Here is a 13,205-nt window from a genome sequence, read left to right on the forward strand (position 1 = left end):
GTCGGGCGATCGCCCCCCAACCCGCCTGAGCTATCGTGCAAACTGGCGGATAAAGGCCACAATCGGGTCGATTTTGACCCCGTAGTTCACCACGCCCTCACGGACACGCTGACCGGGGCCATCTTCATAGGTGCGAGTGCGGCCGCCAGAATGCAGCGCCACAATGCGAAACTGGCCGTTAACCTGAGCCAAGATGGGGCTGCCCGATGCACCGCCCGTGGTGTCGCAGTCGTGAATGATGTTGCCTTCCACCTCGCCCAGGATGCTGCATCCTACATGCACCCCCGCAGTGCGGCCAGGATTATCCGCAGGAAAGTCACCCGAATAGCCTGCCAGGGTCAGTTGTCCGCTGTAGGGTCTATTCACAAGCTGGCTCAGCGGCAGCGAAGTCCAGGCGAGGGTGCCGTAGATGGTTCCAATCGGGCGATCGAGCTTGGCAAAGGCCCAGTCGTTTGGGTGGGGTGCGGCGTTGCTGTCGCGGAAATCCGTGCCATAGATCACGTCCACCACCTGCGCCACATCCTCAGGGCGAACCACTGCTCCGTTGATCAGGTTGGGGGCAAAGGTGATGTTTTGCTTCACCTGGTTGGTGCGCTCATCTACAACGCAATGGGCATTCGTCAGCACCACGTCTGGTGCCACTAGACTGCCTGTGCAGATGGATACCTGGTTCTGACCAACGGGGCTTTGCAGCCGACCAATGGCCGACCAGGGATAGGCCCGACTGGTCATGAGACGGCGATCGTCTCGACCCATGATCCCTCGACTATCTTCACTGGGGTTCGCAGACCGGCGCAATCCCTGCGGAATCAAGGGCTGGGGGTTGGGCACTAGGCCAAAATCAGCCACCTTTTGAGCCAAGTTGCGATTGTTTGAGGTGCGCTCGGTCTGGGCTTGCGCGGTTTGGACTGGCTCAGGGGCGACCGTTTGGGCGCGGGCCGAGAGGATGGTTGCCGCCAGCAGGGTGCAGGCGAGGCTGGCGAGGGCAAGCAGGGGGCGGGAAGCAGTTTTCATGATGTAGTTTGTCGATAGTTAGAACTAACTGGCTCGGAAGCCTTAATAAGGGGGATTTAGGGGGATCGGGGCTGGTGCGATCGCCCTTCACGCCTACCTAGTTCCGCAAGATCAGGAGGTATGCAGAGGGAAGAGGGAAGAGGGAAGAGGGAAGAAGGAAGAAGGAAGAGGGAAGAAGGAAGAACGAAGATCTAGAATCTTTACAGTCCGTTGCCGATGATTACGAATGCTGACCAGTAGTAGGAATGGGCGAAGCGGGTGTCTACGCTGATGCCTTCTAGGGGCACGATTGGCGCAGTGCTGGAACTACCAGAGGCATGGTGGGTAGTGCCGCCGTGGAGCATTTGCAGTTGGGCTTGCTGCATGGCCTGGGCGATCGCCATCGGTTCCTGTTCTGTGCCCTGCGCCAGCGTCTCGTAGAACTCCTGCATGAGTTCGCTGGTTGCGCCGTCATTCACCTGCCACAGCGACGCAATCACTGTATTGGCTCCGGCATTGATAAACGCCTGGGCAATGCTCGACTGCGTTACTCAGCAGCACTCTAGAGACAGCGTTGAGACTGCATCGCTCTCCCCGATTGGCTAAAATGGCTGCATCTGAGTGATTTGCGTCTGCGCTATGCCCCGCCCGCCCAAAATCCTCAAGCCCAACGAAACCTACACCTTTACGCAGTATGCCGAGTTGCCCTACGAGCGCGACGATATCTTAGCTGACCTGGGCTGCACCCTATCCAGGCAGCGGGTGGAGTTGCCCTACTATATGGGGGCGTTGCAATTGCAAGCGTTGGACGATCAACTCAATGATGCCTTCCAATTCACGACCATTAGCAGCGAACAGGCGCGGCGCGAGTTTCTAATTGCGCCCATCATTGCCCATGTCTGCCGCCAAACGGGGCAAAAGGTACGGGTGGAATATCCGCTGGCGGTGAGTGGCTGGCTGCGCGGCACACTGGACTACTACTTTCAGGCTAGCAACCTGCTGATCATCGAAGCCAAGCGCGAAAACCTCTACACAGGCTTCACGCAGCTTGGTGCAGAGCTGGTGGCGCTGAGCCAGTGGATCGACCGTGATACGCCCCTCCTCTACGGCGCAGTCACCACGGGTCAAATCTGGCAGTTTGGCACCTTCGACCGGGCTACCCAACACCTCACAGAAGACCCCACCCTCTACCGCATCCCCGAAGAACTGGAGCAGGTGGTTCGCCTGCTAATGGGTATTTTGTCTCAACAGCCGACCCCGATGTTGATGAACCCTACGCTTGCCTGAGATCGCTCCACCGCTCTTACCATTGTGCAGTTACCCAAAGCTGATACTCCCCGCGCTGCTGGGGATCTGCCGCCTGCACCCGCAGGATGTGGTTGCCCGGTTCCGACAGCGCAATTTCGTGAAGTATCTGGCGCGGTTCTTCCACACTGCTCTGAGCGTGACTCCATGCCTGAATCAATTCCCAATTCTGTTCCGCAGATGAGGTTTCAGATGAGGTTTCAGAAGAATTGGAGGGCGATCGCAGCAGGGAGATCTGCATGTCGAAGTCTGTGCTTTGCGCCAGAATTTCCACGGTTTGAGGCTGGCTGAGGGTGAAGCTGTGGTCGCGGTAGGGGCGGTTGTCGGGGGTGCGGGTGGCATGGCCGTCGGAGAAGCGCCCGGAGGTGTTCACGAGCGGGCAGACCGCAGACACCACGTTGCGCTGGAGCGCTTTCCAGTCTGGCGAGGGATGCGGGTCTGACCGCACCACTGCCCAAAATTCTGACCAAAGCTGCTGGCTGGCGTAGTAATCGGCTCGACGGGCGATCGCCGCTTTGCCGCTGAGGTTTTCCTGGGCGATCGCCCGCTCTACCTGGGCTAACTCCGTCGAGAGGCGATCGCGCTCTGCCGTATCCATCACCCGAAACCGAAAAGACCTGGGCGCAAACTGCCTAAAGGACAGCAGCAGGTTGTAGGACTCGCCGGGTTGCAGCGCGATATCTGGCGTAATGCCGTAGATGGGGCTACCAGGAATGACCTCCTCTATCAGTTGGTCTGCCTCTGTCACCGGGCGGCTCCAGAGAATGTCGCTTGTCCCTGCCCGCTGGAGCGCCACCCGGTCTGCCACACCCTGCCACACCAGCATTGGGCGGTTGCTGCTGACTCGCAGTTCCGTCGTTGCATCGGCATAGGGCGCAACCAGACACACCTGATCCCCCCTGGAGGTGGCGGGTAATCGGGGTCGCGGCGGCGCACTGCGGCTAAACCACTGGCTCCAGAACCGCGCCTGAGCGGGCAGCGTCGGGGAGAAGCTGATGAGTAGGAAGGTGAGGAGGGAAGGGGGAAGAACGAAGAGGGAAGAGGGAAGAACGAAGAGGGGAGGGGGAAGAACGAAGAGGGGAGGGGGAAGAGGAAGGCGTGGGCATATGGGGTGTTCTTTTGGGAGGTTTTGGGTTTTGGGGTGTGGAAGTGTTTGGTCTTCCTGGGGCTAGATAGATTCGCTGGTCTTTCACCTATGCAGGGCGATCGCCAAGCTAGGGCAATCGATAAGGCTCAAGAAGGCGCTATGCTTTTGTGGCGGATTTCGCCTCTACCCCATTTCCATAAAATCTGTCGTGAGGGTTTGAAGGATTGGTGTCTCTAGCTTAGTGCTGAGCTACTCTGCTTCAAACTCATAGCTGGTAAACTTCAGCGTGCGACAATTTTCCGTAACCGTGCGGGTCGCTTCATCTGTGGCTCCTTCTGGAAAAGTCGCTTCCACTTCGAGCGTAATTTTCACCTGCGCTCCATTCAAAGCGGCCAGATGGCAAATGACTTCATCGGCGATCGCTGAGGTATCTCGATTGATCCGTAAGGGGTCAAGCTGCACACTTCCGTAAAACCTGCTCCTCTTGAGAGGAGTTGGGGTGGGTTCTAGGTCGGGTTTGGGCGTTGGGTGTATTACACCTGGCCCAGGAGGGATGTCAGTGGGTTTTGGGTCAGGTTTGGGGTGTGCCTCATCCAACTGTTTTTGGGCAATCTCTGGCTTCACGAGTAAGCTTTGGGGGCTAATGCTGGGGGTGATGCCTGTGGCAATGCTCAGCCCGAGATATTTACCCTTGGTTTCGTCGAATCCTTCAGCGTAGGCAAAACTATCTGCCCAAGCAGTCGAGGCGACACCGTTGCGAACGGCTTCTAACAAGACAGACGCATCTTTTAGGCGCGGCAGGTATAGGTATTGGGTCAAATAGTTCCAGAGGCGCTTCAGATCGATGTGATTGGCCTCGCGCCAAAGGAAGGGGTCTAACGCCTCGAGCCGCAGATTGGTGGGCGCATAGGTTGTCAGCAAGTCTTGTTCGCTGACCGCTTTGCGGCTGGCCTGCAAAATTGGAAAGTCTTGGCCCTGTAGCCGAGCTTCTTTCCATTCGATTGGGCCTTGGGCCTCTGGCTGATGGGGCACTAAGAGCCATTGATAGGTTTCTCGCAAACTGACGGCAACGGCTTCTTTGGCTTGGCTTAGTTTCGATTCAGCTTGTCTGGTTTGGGCAGGGTCGAGGTTGAGGGACTCTTTTTCCTGTACGATGGCGTTCCAAGCAAGGTATTGGGCCGTGCTTCGTTCTAGGGTTTCAATCTTAGCCTTGTCGGGAGCGAGAAAGAGGAGGGTGTTTTTGTAATACCGAGGGCCGCTGCCCCGATGCGCTAGGGCATCTTCGACCCACTGACGGGCGGGGCTATCGGGGCTGCTTTTGCTGTGGGGATGCTGAGGATGCAACACCACCAACCGCACGCCTTGGTCTGGGTCGTCGGGGATGTCGGCGGTGGAGTCGGGGGCGACGTGGACTGCGCTAAATTCGCCGCGATTTCTGTCTGCTTTGAGGCGCTGGATGATTTCTGCCCAAACCGGATCGCGATCGCCCAACAATTGCTCTGCCCGCTCTAGCGCCGTGCGATTGATATTGGGCTGGGTGGAAATCCAGTAGCGCTTGCTCTCATCAACATACAGGTAGGTGGCGCGGTCGGTGAGGTAGCGGAGGGCATCGCCAAACACGGCTGGAGTTTCACCCGGTTGCACGCAGCCTAGCTTAATGCGGCGATCGTCAATGCCTCGGTTGGCTGCTCGCAGGGTAGGTGCAGACCCCATATAGATGGTGCGGGCTACGCGGCGACAGGCAGAATAGCGGCCCAGGTTGGGAAACTGGCGATCGAGGGCAAGGGGCAAGGAGTTGGCCCCGTCTACATCTTTATCGATGACGGGCTGCCAGTGGTCATCGAGATAGCGCGTCAGTTCCGACTGCACTTGTAGATCATCCATCGGGATGTGGGCCGGCAGGATGATGAGGCTCTGGTCATGGCGTTCCCAGAGGGAGTGGATGACCTTAGCCATCAGGCGCAGCACGCCACGGGTGCGCTGGAATTTGTCGAGGGTAGACCAGTCTCCATAGAGGCGATCGAACAGTTCGGGGTGGATAGGATAGGCGGCTTTTAGGCGACGTTCATAATCCGATTCTTTGCATTCGCTAGGAAACTCTTGGCTCTGGCTGCGATACAGGTCCATGCAGGCTTTGACCACAGCATCTCGTTGTACATAGAGGCCAGGGTCGCTGATGGGTTGAAACAAGCGTCGGCGCACAATTTCAAAACTCTCTTCGGCACTTGCAGGCCGCCAAGGCGACTCCACCCGACCAATCGCATTTTTGAGCCGATCGAGGGCTTCTTTGCCGCGATCGCCCCCAATTTCGATATCCGACGATGGAATACTAACCACCAGCAGCGTGTCTTTGGCATTCTTAGCCGATTCGCTCAGGGTTTGGGCAAAGGTAAACTGCGTATCAAAGCTGCCCCCGGCTAGGTCGCTGGTTTCGTGCAACTGGCGGGCATAGGACACCCATTCGTCGATCAGAATTAAGCAGGGCGAATATTGGTTGAACAGGGTCTTCAGCGCATCGCCTGGATTCGTTGAGGTTTCGTCGGCAGAGCGAATGATTTCATAGGCTTCGGCTCCCCCTAATTGCCAGGCCAATTCCCCCCACAGGGTTTTGATGACCGGCCGCTTGGACGCGCCAGGCCCGTAAGGTGCGATGCCACTAGGCTGGAGCTTGTTGCCCACCAACACGGCCACGCTCACATTTTGGGGAAGCGCATCGATGCCCGCCGCCTGAAAAACGGGTTCCATCCCCGGCAGGTTGCTGACTCGCAGTGCTTGGCACAGGTGGTAGAGGGCGAGCATGGCGTGGGTTTTGCCCCCACCGAAGTTGGTCTGTAGCTCAATCACTGGGTCGCCCCCTTTTCCGCTGAGGCGTAGCAGCGCATTTTTGAGCAATTGCTGCAACCCATCCGTCAGGAAGGTGCGGCGATAGAACTCTGTGGGGTCGCGGTATTCGTCGGAGCCTTCGTCGAGATATACCTGCCACAGGTCGGCGGCAAATTCGGCTTGTTGGAACTGCCCTGAGGCCACATCGGGGTGGGGGGTGACGATTTCGCGCCAGGGCTTAAGTCCTGCTTGGGGCTGGCCTTCTGTCGGTGCTCCTGTAATGCGACGGGTTTCGCGGCGGGCCTGTTCTTCAAAGCGGATGCGGAGGAGTTCTTGCTTTTGTTTTTCGACTTCGGCCGCTTCAGGAGCGGCGATCGCCGTCAATAGACGAGTGACGCTATCAAGAGCGCGGTAGGCATCATCGGTCGAAAAGCTGCTGTTGTGCGCCCATTCGTTACGGGTTTCGCGCAACTCACTCACGAGCGTGCGTTCTGTTTTCCCCAGCGTTTGCCTAAAAACGTCATTCCACTTTTCCCACATGACGATCAGCAGCGCAGAAACGTCGTCCCTGAGGATGTCTTGGGCACTCTTGGATCTCCCGTAGCTTTCGGGAAGACAGGCCGAAGCCGCCAGAGGCCAGCGATCGCCATGAATGGCTTTCATCTCTCGTTCCACAAAGGGATACAAGCCCTCCCGGAGCAGACTCAGGGCACGACCTACTCGTTCGTGATTGCTAATGGCCATAGTTGATCTTGTGTATAGTGTGAGGGATATCTTTAGGCTTCTTCGTGAGATTTCTGCGTGTGCTTGGGTCTTTGTCGTGAAGAGGAAGCACAAAGGCACAAAGGACACCAAGAGACAGAAGGCTCACAAGTCAAGACGAAAGGCTTGGATGAAAATTTGGTTCAGATAGTTTATCTGGCGTACACTCAATTGACCTAAGCGTCGCTGTAGCAGACGGCGCTCCAGGGTAACGATTCGAGTCACTCTGATTTTGGAGGTCACTTTAAGCCCGGTTTGAGCAAATTCTGGGTCGCTTGTCTCAAGTAACAATTCATCTGACATAATGCGTTCCAGATTTTGCGAGGAGATGAAGCATAAGGTGATTCTTGCCCTTGAGGATCTACCCAAAGAACGGCAGAAGGTCGGAGTTTCGTTTGGCTGAGATCAGTGAAGGGAAACGGAACCAGAACAATGTCCCCTTTACTCAAAGACATGGAATGGGTTCTCCATCGTCTAAGGTGTAGAGGTCAGGTTCACTGTTGAGAAAATCGAAGTTGAGAAAATCGAGGCTACTGCCTCTGAGAGCAAGGGTGAGGATATCTGAAGTAGACGGGTAGGCGCAGTCAAAGAACAGTTTCTCTGCCAACGCAGCTTGTTCTTCAGGCGATAGAGAACCAATCACCTGGATAATGGCATCAATTAACTGGGTGTTCATAGGCTCTCTCCACGTCTTTAGTATTCCTTGTATCTTTATCTGGATCTTTATCTGTATCTTTATACTTTGCTGCACCCTGGTGGCCAGGCCTACAGCAGCCGCGTTTGCACGGAGTCGCTCGCCTGTAGGGCTGAGGCGAGGCGGCTGATTTCGGGCCAGGCAACCACGAGACTATTGTAGGCGACGGCTTCTTGGCTCCAGCCCTTGCGATCGCACAGGCTATAGAGCCGATAGGCCAGGTCGCGACACACGGCCACCGCATCGCCCTGGGTGGCGGAGAGTGTTGCCAACAGCGTCGCTGCACCCTGTTCTCCCTCGTTGGTCAGTGCCCGAATCAGGTGTTGCATCATCTCCCAATGGGGCATTCGCTGATCGGTGGCGGGGTTCCAGCCGGGGGGCAAGTCTTCGCGTTTGAGCAGCCGCACCTTGCCCGCCTTCGCTTCTAGAATGCCCGCCTCCACCATGCCACTCACACTGGTATTGCGGGCTTTGCTGAGGGTTTCGGCGGTGCCATAGTCGCCGGGGTGAAACTGGTGTTGCTCAAACCAGGTGAGGGCCCAGCGGGTGTCGTTGTCAAATTCGCCTTCTTGTTCAGTGAGGTATTCGTCGAGGTATTGGTTAATTAATTGCAGGGCAGTGCGGACGGGCATCGGGGAGCCATCGCTTTCCAAGATTGCCCCATAGCGAGAATAGACCATCATGCCGGGGCCAATGCTAGCTTGGGCGAGGTCTACAGGGGCGATGTTGCCCTGCTGCAAGAGTTTAAGCGCCGCTGGCAGTTCGCGTTTGAGTTCGCTGAGGAATTGGCGACGGGTGATTTTGGGCGCATCGGTGGGGCGGGGGCGGCAGACAAGGACGATGGAGGAGGCGAGGGCGTTGGAGGCTTGGGCGTGCATCCGGTTAGCGAGTTCGGTACGGAGTGGCCAGGTGCCATCAATACTGAAGTTGGACTGAATCAACCCTTCGAGAATAGTTTCCCAGCCCGTGGATGCGACTTGATCGCTATCATCACTTTCCGTTTGTTTGAGCGCGTAGTAAACCGTGACGGGATAGTTGCGGTGATTAAGGTTATTCGCTCGATGAAAAAATTTCACTAACCCTGCTTCAAAAAAATCTTTCGCTTGGGTATGCCCTCCATGTCGAAAATGATCGGCGACCAATTCTTGAGCTTTGGGAACAAGAACCGTATTAAAAATACTGGGATAGATAGCACCAAGAGAACGGCGTAACCAAACATAGAAAAAATCTGATAAGTCTGCGTAACCAATGTTGTCGTAATAAGGTGGATCGGTGGAGATGAGTTTGGGGGTGGTGTCGTGGTGGGGGTGGGGGGTGGTTGCGTCGTGTTGGCTAACCTGTGCCTTTGCGCTACCAGTATGATTTTCAAGAACCTTAATTACCCAATTAATTGACCCAATAAAACTGCCGGAAGCGTCTCCTAGCGGATTTGTCTCTGCATAATCCCATGTCATTGGCAGTGCTTGGCGACTAAAAGTGTTAATGACTCCGCTTTGTGTGGGAGTTGGATCCCATCGCCCCAACGTTGAGCCTCTGTCTGCTACTTTACTCAGTACAAACGCCAAATAAACACTTATCGCATCTCCATAGGCTCTTGCTCCGGTACCGCCATCATTCAACGGCACATCATCATCCGGTAAGCCAGCGGCAAGAGCATCCTGAGTTGCCCGTTCCCGTGCTTCCCCCACCAGATCGCTGAAGGTCGTGAGGGCAACCAATTGCCGGGGGGTGAAGAGATCGGCGTGTTTGGTCATGCCATAGAGTGGAGCATTGATAACTCCGGATTTACAAATAAGCTCTGTATCCGGTTTCCATTGGGGTTGGGCGGCATTGGCGATGGCTTCCTGTTCCGCCGTCGGTGCCAGATACACCCGTCCGTTTTGACCCTCAGCCACAATGGCCATCATTTGGGCACCCATGCGTCCGGCGCGGCCTTCCTGGCGCACATACTCCAGCGGCACGGGCGTTTCGCAGGCGATGCAGCGTGCCCCTTTGCGGTCTACGGTGCCTTCTGGGGCTTTACCCTGGCCTGATTTGACGATGAACCGGATTTTGGGAACCACAGAGGCACAGAGATCACGGAGATTCTCTGTGTCCTCCGTGTCTCCGTGGTTTTTATTCACCACAGTGTCTCCGTGGTTTTTATTCACCACAGAGGCACAGAGATCACGGAGGTTTTCTTTCTCTGTGTCCTCCGTGTCTCCGTGGTTTTTATTCACCACAGTGTCTCCGTGGTTTTTATTCACCACAGAGGCACAGAGATCACGGAGATTCTCTGTGTCCTCCGTGTCTCCGTGGTTTTTATTCACCACAGTGTCTCCGTGGTTTTTATTCACCACAGAGGCACAGAGATCACGGAGGTTTTCTTTCTCTGTGTCCTCCGTGTCTCCGTGGTTTTTATTCACCACAGTGTCTCCGTGGTTTTTATTCACCACAGAGGCACAGAGATCACGGAGATTCTCTGTGTCCTCCGTGTCTCCGTGGTTTTTATTCACCACAGTGTCTCCGTGGTTCCTATCCTCCACGATCGGCTCTACCCAAGCCTCCTTCCCCTTCTTCGTCGAAAGCTGAAACGATCGCACCAGCGGCATCGCACACCCACAGGCCGGGTTCGGACAGGTCACCGTCCGCGCCCACAGCCACGCAATCACCGTCGCCTCTGTGCCCTCCGTGTCTCCGTGGTTTCTATTCACCACAGAGGCACAGAGATCACGGAGGTTTTCTTTCTCTGTGTCCTCCGTGCCTCCGTGGTTCCCAATCCTCACCTTCGGGTAAAGATACCCAATCTGCTCAAACGCCCGCTCCCGCATCCAGGCCCCATAAAACCGCACATCCGCCGCCAACCCCTGCGCCCCCCGCCACGATGAAATACTTTTCTTAGCGCGATCTTCAGGATTGACCGGGGATTTATCCTTAAACTTCGGCGGAATCTCAATCAACGCCTTATTGATCAACACCGCCACTGGGTTCAAATCACTGGCGTGAGCCTCCAGCCCCAAGCGCTGTGCTTCCAACGGAATTGATCCACCCCCCGAAAACGGGTCATAGGCAGGGGGTGCATACTTCACAATGTAGGCTCTGACCGCATCGGGTTTTGTTGGCGGTTCCTCACCCCGTTCCCAAGCCAAGCACCGGGCAATCTCCCGTTGAGCCGCCTCCAGCACCCCAGAGTTGGGATCATTCACGTCATCCCACGACACCAACCCCCGCACCACTTGCTTCGTGTTGCCCTTCTTATCCGTTTCCGTCTCAATCCGTCCCAAAATATTGAATAGCCGCTGCCGTTCCCGCATCTGGTCTGCCTCGCTGGGGAATTTGTCGGGCCAGCTACCCGGATCATCCACGAGCGAAGCCCATAGGACGGCACGACAGGCGGCCAGGGGACGGCGTGCCCACCAGAGATGCAGGGTGCTGGGGTGCCCGTGGCGGATCGATTTCTCACGGGCCGATTCGAGGTTGATGGCTTCTAGGGGCAAAGCGACTTCGATCAGTTTTTTGCGATGGGGCATAGTAGGAACCACAGAGACACAGAGGGCACGGAGAGTATCAAAACTCTGTCAGAATTTGAACATGGGGATAATTGACGATTTTGGTGTCAACTGTGAGCAGTGGACAGGCATGGACTTGGGCGGTTGCCACAATGATTTGATCCGCTGGATCATTGTGAAACCCTTCCAGTTGGGTCGCTTTCACCACAATCGGTAACGTCAACCCCAGCAATCGTACTCCAGGATAGGCCAATGCCATCTCCATCCATCGATCAATCGTTTCTGGCAAAACTAATCGCTGTTTCTCAACCAGCTTCGCAACTTCCCAGCAACTAAAGATACTTACCCCTAGCCCCTCCGATCGATATTGCTGGAGCCACTGTTCGTGTTGCTGGTTCAGCCTGCTATCTTTTTGCACACACCAAATCCAGATGTGTGTGTCTAGCGCAATCACTTCAAAACCTCCCAATCTTCCGCAGGTACGGCAGGTTCAAACGGATCATCGTAGCGATAAGGTTGTTTTCCCTGAAGAGGATACTCGGTTTGTCGGGGTGGGGATGCTGACTGTTCCTTTGACTGCTCTAGGATAATGATTTCTACGGTATCCCCGGCATGGAAGGGTAATCCTTTCAGGATGAGAGTGCCGTCCTCGATTAGGGTTGCTGCTAGCTTATAGGCATTCATAAATTTAACTCCTGAATAATAAATAACCACAGAGACACGGCAGGCACGGAGGGTTAGCCATTGAGGAGGCGTTTGATGCCGTGTTTGAGGATGGGGACGTTGAAGTTGATCAGGAGGCCAAGGCGGAGTTGACGGAGTTTGAGGTAGGTCAAAAGCTGGGCTTCGTGGATGGGTAAGAGGGTTTCAACGGCTTTTAATTCTACGATGACCCGATTCTCGACCAGGAGATCTAAACGGTAGCCACACTCTAACTGTAATCCTTTGTAAATGACAGGTTGCGGGATTTGTTGCTCAATCTGAACCCCCCGCTGGCGCAATTCATGCACCAAACACGCTTCATACACCGATTCCAGTAACCCGGGCCCCAACTCTCGATGAACGGCGATCGCTGCCCCAATCACCTGTCCCGATATTTCATCCAACTCCATCTCCATGCCCTCCGTGCCTCCGTGGTTCACTCTCAGAATTCACCACAGAGACACAGAGATCACAGAGATTTCCTTCCTCCGTGCCCTCCGTGCCTCCGTGGTCTAATTCCAGAATTCACCACAGAGACACAGAGATCACAGAGTTATTTCTCCGTGCCCTCCGTGCCTCCGTGGTCTAATTCCAGAATTCACCACAGAGACACAGAGATCACAGAGGTTTCATTTGTTGTTGAACCCAATCCCGAAATGCACGCATAGCAACCGTTCTCCCCTGCGTCTTACTCATCTCTAAGTAATGAGGAATCGCCTCCTGCAACGCCATCCCCGGAAACTGCAAGCTCTCAGAGGATAAAGAATAGGTTTCTCCCTGTAACACATACATTTCCAGAGCCTCGCTATCGTAGCGCCAGAGTTCTGGCACTCTCAATTTTTCATAGTTACCCAGGCGAGTGCGGGCTGTGATATCAATCTCGATGACTAGGTCTGGGGGAGGATCAACTCCTAAATCAATTCGTTTTTTGCCCCGAATGGCTGCTTCGTGTTGGATATAAAAACATTCATCAGGTTCTACAGCTTGATCCATCTGCTCATGCTTAAACGTCGTCGATCCGAGGTTCCGAAACTCCCTCCCTTGCTCCTCTAAGAGAATCTTAACGAAATCGCTGATGATGACTTTATCATCCTCATGTTCGGGCAGAGGCGTCATAAGTTCCAATAAACCACTGCTGTAAGAGATGCGAACCGCTCGATGCTCACCCAGTTCCTCCAAAATTTGCTCCAATTCTGACCAAGACACATCTCGCAACAAAACTTGGTGACCGGGCGGCACAACCCAACGCTTCAGTTCCAACAGCATGGCATCCACCCTCCTCCCGAAAACGCTCTATCAACAGAACCCACCCAAAATTATCCTGTCCTCCGTGTCCTCCGTGCCTCCGTGG

At 55.2% G+C, this 13,205-nt stretch carries 11 protein-coding genes and 1 pseudogene; 1 reads left to right on the top strand and 11 read right to left on the bottom strand.

Features of this window, described 5'->3' with window-relative positions:
- Positions 1–30: 30 nt before the first annotated feature.
- Positions 31–1,014: a serine protease gene (locus JTM80_RS13255; protein ID WP_205369587.1), complete on the bottom strand. Its 984-nt coding sequence runs from the start codon at positions 1,012–1,014 to the stop codon at positions 31–33.
- 200 nt (positions 1,015–1,214) lie between these two features.
- Entirely contained in the window at positions 1,215–1,493 is a 279-nt protein-coding gene (locus tag JTM80_RS13260) for a CHAT domain-containing protein (RefSeq protein ID WP_172355896.1), read from the bottom strand.
- 139 nt (positions 1,494–1,632) lie between these two features.
- On the opposite strand from JTM80_RS13260, the gene JTM80_RS13265 reads away from it, so the two are divergent.
- On the top strand, positions 1,633–2,280 hold the full coding sequence (locus tag JTM80_RS13265; protein WP_172355894.1) for a hypothetical protein: 648 nt from the start codon (positions 1,633–1,635) through the stop codon (positions 2,278–2,280).
- 16 nt (positions 2,281–2,296) lie between these two features.
- Here JTM80_RS13265 and JTM80_RS13270 read toward each other — a convergent pair whose 3' ends face one another.
- From JTM80_RS13270 to JTM80_RS13315, 9 genes and pseudogenes are all read right to left on the bottom strand, one after another.
- Positions 2,297–3,187, bottom strand: coding sequence for a hypothetical protein (locus tag JTM80_RS13270; protein ID WP_205369588.1), 891 nt, complete (start codon positions 3,185–3,187; stop codon positions 2,297–2,299).
- A gap of 447 nt (positions 3,188–3,634) precedes the next feature.
- Entirely contained in the window at positions 3,635–6,952 is a 3,318-nt protein-coding gene (locus JTM80_RS13275; RefSeq protein WP_205369589.1) for a Swt1 family HEPN domain-containing protein, read from the bottom strand.
- 123 nt (positions 6,953–7,075) lie between these two features.
- A pseudogene (locus JTM80_RS23495) lies at positions 7,076–7,425 on the bottom strand (type II toxin-antitoxin system PemK/MazF family toxin).
- On the bottom strand, positions 7,416–7,646 hold the full coding sequence (locus JTM80_RS13285; RefSeq protein ID WP_205369590.1) for a hypothetical protein: 231 nt from the start codon (positions 7,644–7,646) through the stop codon (positions 7,416–7,418). The pseudogene JTM80_RS23495 and the gene JTM80_RS13285 overlap by 10 nt, the downstream one beginning before the upstream one ends.
- 89 nt (positions 7,647–7,735) lie before the next feature.
- Positions 7,736–11,173, bottom strand: a complete 3,438-nt coding sequence (locus JTM80_RS22770; RefSeq protein WP_225906625.1) for a DUF1156 domain-containing protein — start codon at positions 11,171–11,173, stop codon at positions 7,736–7,738.
- A gap of 37 nt (positions 11,174–11,210) precedes the next feature.
- On the bottom strand, positions 11,211–11,606 hold the full coding sequence (locus tag JTM80_RS13300) for a type II toxin-antitoxin system VapC family toxin (RefSeq protein WP_172355885.1): 396 nt from the start codon (positions 11,604–11,606) through the stop codon (positions 11,211–11,213).
- Complete coding sequence (locus JTM80_RS13305; RefSeq protein WP_172355883.1) at positions 11,603–11,836, bottom strand: hypothetical protein; 234 nt, start codon at positions 11,834–11,836, stop codon at positions 11,603–11,605. The genes JTM80_RS13300 and JTM80_RS13305 overlap by 4 nt, the downstream gene beginning before the upstream one ends.
- A 53-nt stretch (positions 11,837–11,889) precedes the next feature.
- The gene (locus JTM80_RS13310; protein WP_172358913.1) at positions 11,890–12,264 is read right to left on the bottom strand and encodes a GxxExxY protein; all 375 of its coding nucleotides are present in this window, start codon (positions 12,262–12,264) and stop codon (positions 11,890–11,892) included.
- Positions 12,265–12,472: 208 nt separating this feature from the next.
- Positions 12,473–13,120 carry a Uma2 family endonuclease gene (locus JTM80_RS13315; protein WP_172355881.1) on the bottom strand — a complete coding sequence of 216 codons (648 nt, stop codon included), beginning with the start codon at positions 13,118–13,120 and terminating at the stop codon, positions 12,473–12,475.
- Between the last annotated feature and the right edge of the window lie 85 nt (positions 13,121–13,205).

The organism is Thermoleptolyngbya sp. PKUAC-SCTB121, assembly GCF_016919485.1.
GTDB lineage: Bacteria > Cyanobacteriota > Cyanobacteriia > Elainellales > Elainellaceae > Thermoleptolyngbya > Thermoleptolyngbya sichuanensis.

Excerpts from the sequence above, each read along its gene's own strand:
- JTM80_RS13285 (WP_205369590.1), bottom strand. The coding sequence starts at position 7,646 with ATGAACACCCAGTTAATTGATGCCATTATCCAGGTGATTGGTTCTCTA.
- JTM80_RS13255 (WP_205369587.1), bottom strand. The coding sequence starts at position 1,014 with ATGAAAACTGCTTCCCGCCCCCTGCTTGCCCTCGCCAGCCTCGCCTGC.
- JTM80_RS13305 (WP_172355883.1), bottom strand. The coding sequence starts at position 11,836 with ATGAATGCCTATAAGCTAGCAGCAACCCTAATCGAGGACGGCACTCTC.
- JTM80_RS22770 (WP_225906625.1), bottom strand. The coding sequence starts at position 11,173 with ATGCCCCATCGCAAAAAACTGATCGAAGTCGCTTTGCCCCTAGAAGCC.
- JTM80_RS13265 (WP_172355894.1), top strand. The coding sequence starts at position 1,633 with ATGCCCCGCCCGCCCAAAATCCTCAAGCCCAACGAAACCTACACCTTT.
- JTM80_RS13310 (WP_172358913.1), bottom strand. The coding sequence starts at position 12,264 with ATGGAGTTGGATGAAATATCGGGACAGGTGATTGGGGCAGCGATCGCC.
- JTM80_RS13275 (WP_205369589.1), bottom strand. The coding sequence starts at position 6,952 with ATGGCCATTAGCAATCACGAACGAGTAGGTCGTGCCCTGAGTCTGCTC.
- JTM80_RS13315 (WP_172355881.1), bottom strand. The coding sequence starts at position 13,120 with ATGCTGTTGGAACTGAAGCGTTGGGTTGTGCCGCCCGGTCACCAAGTT.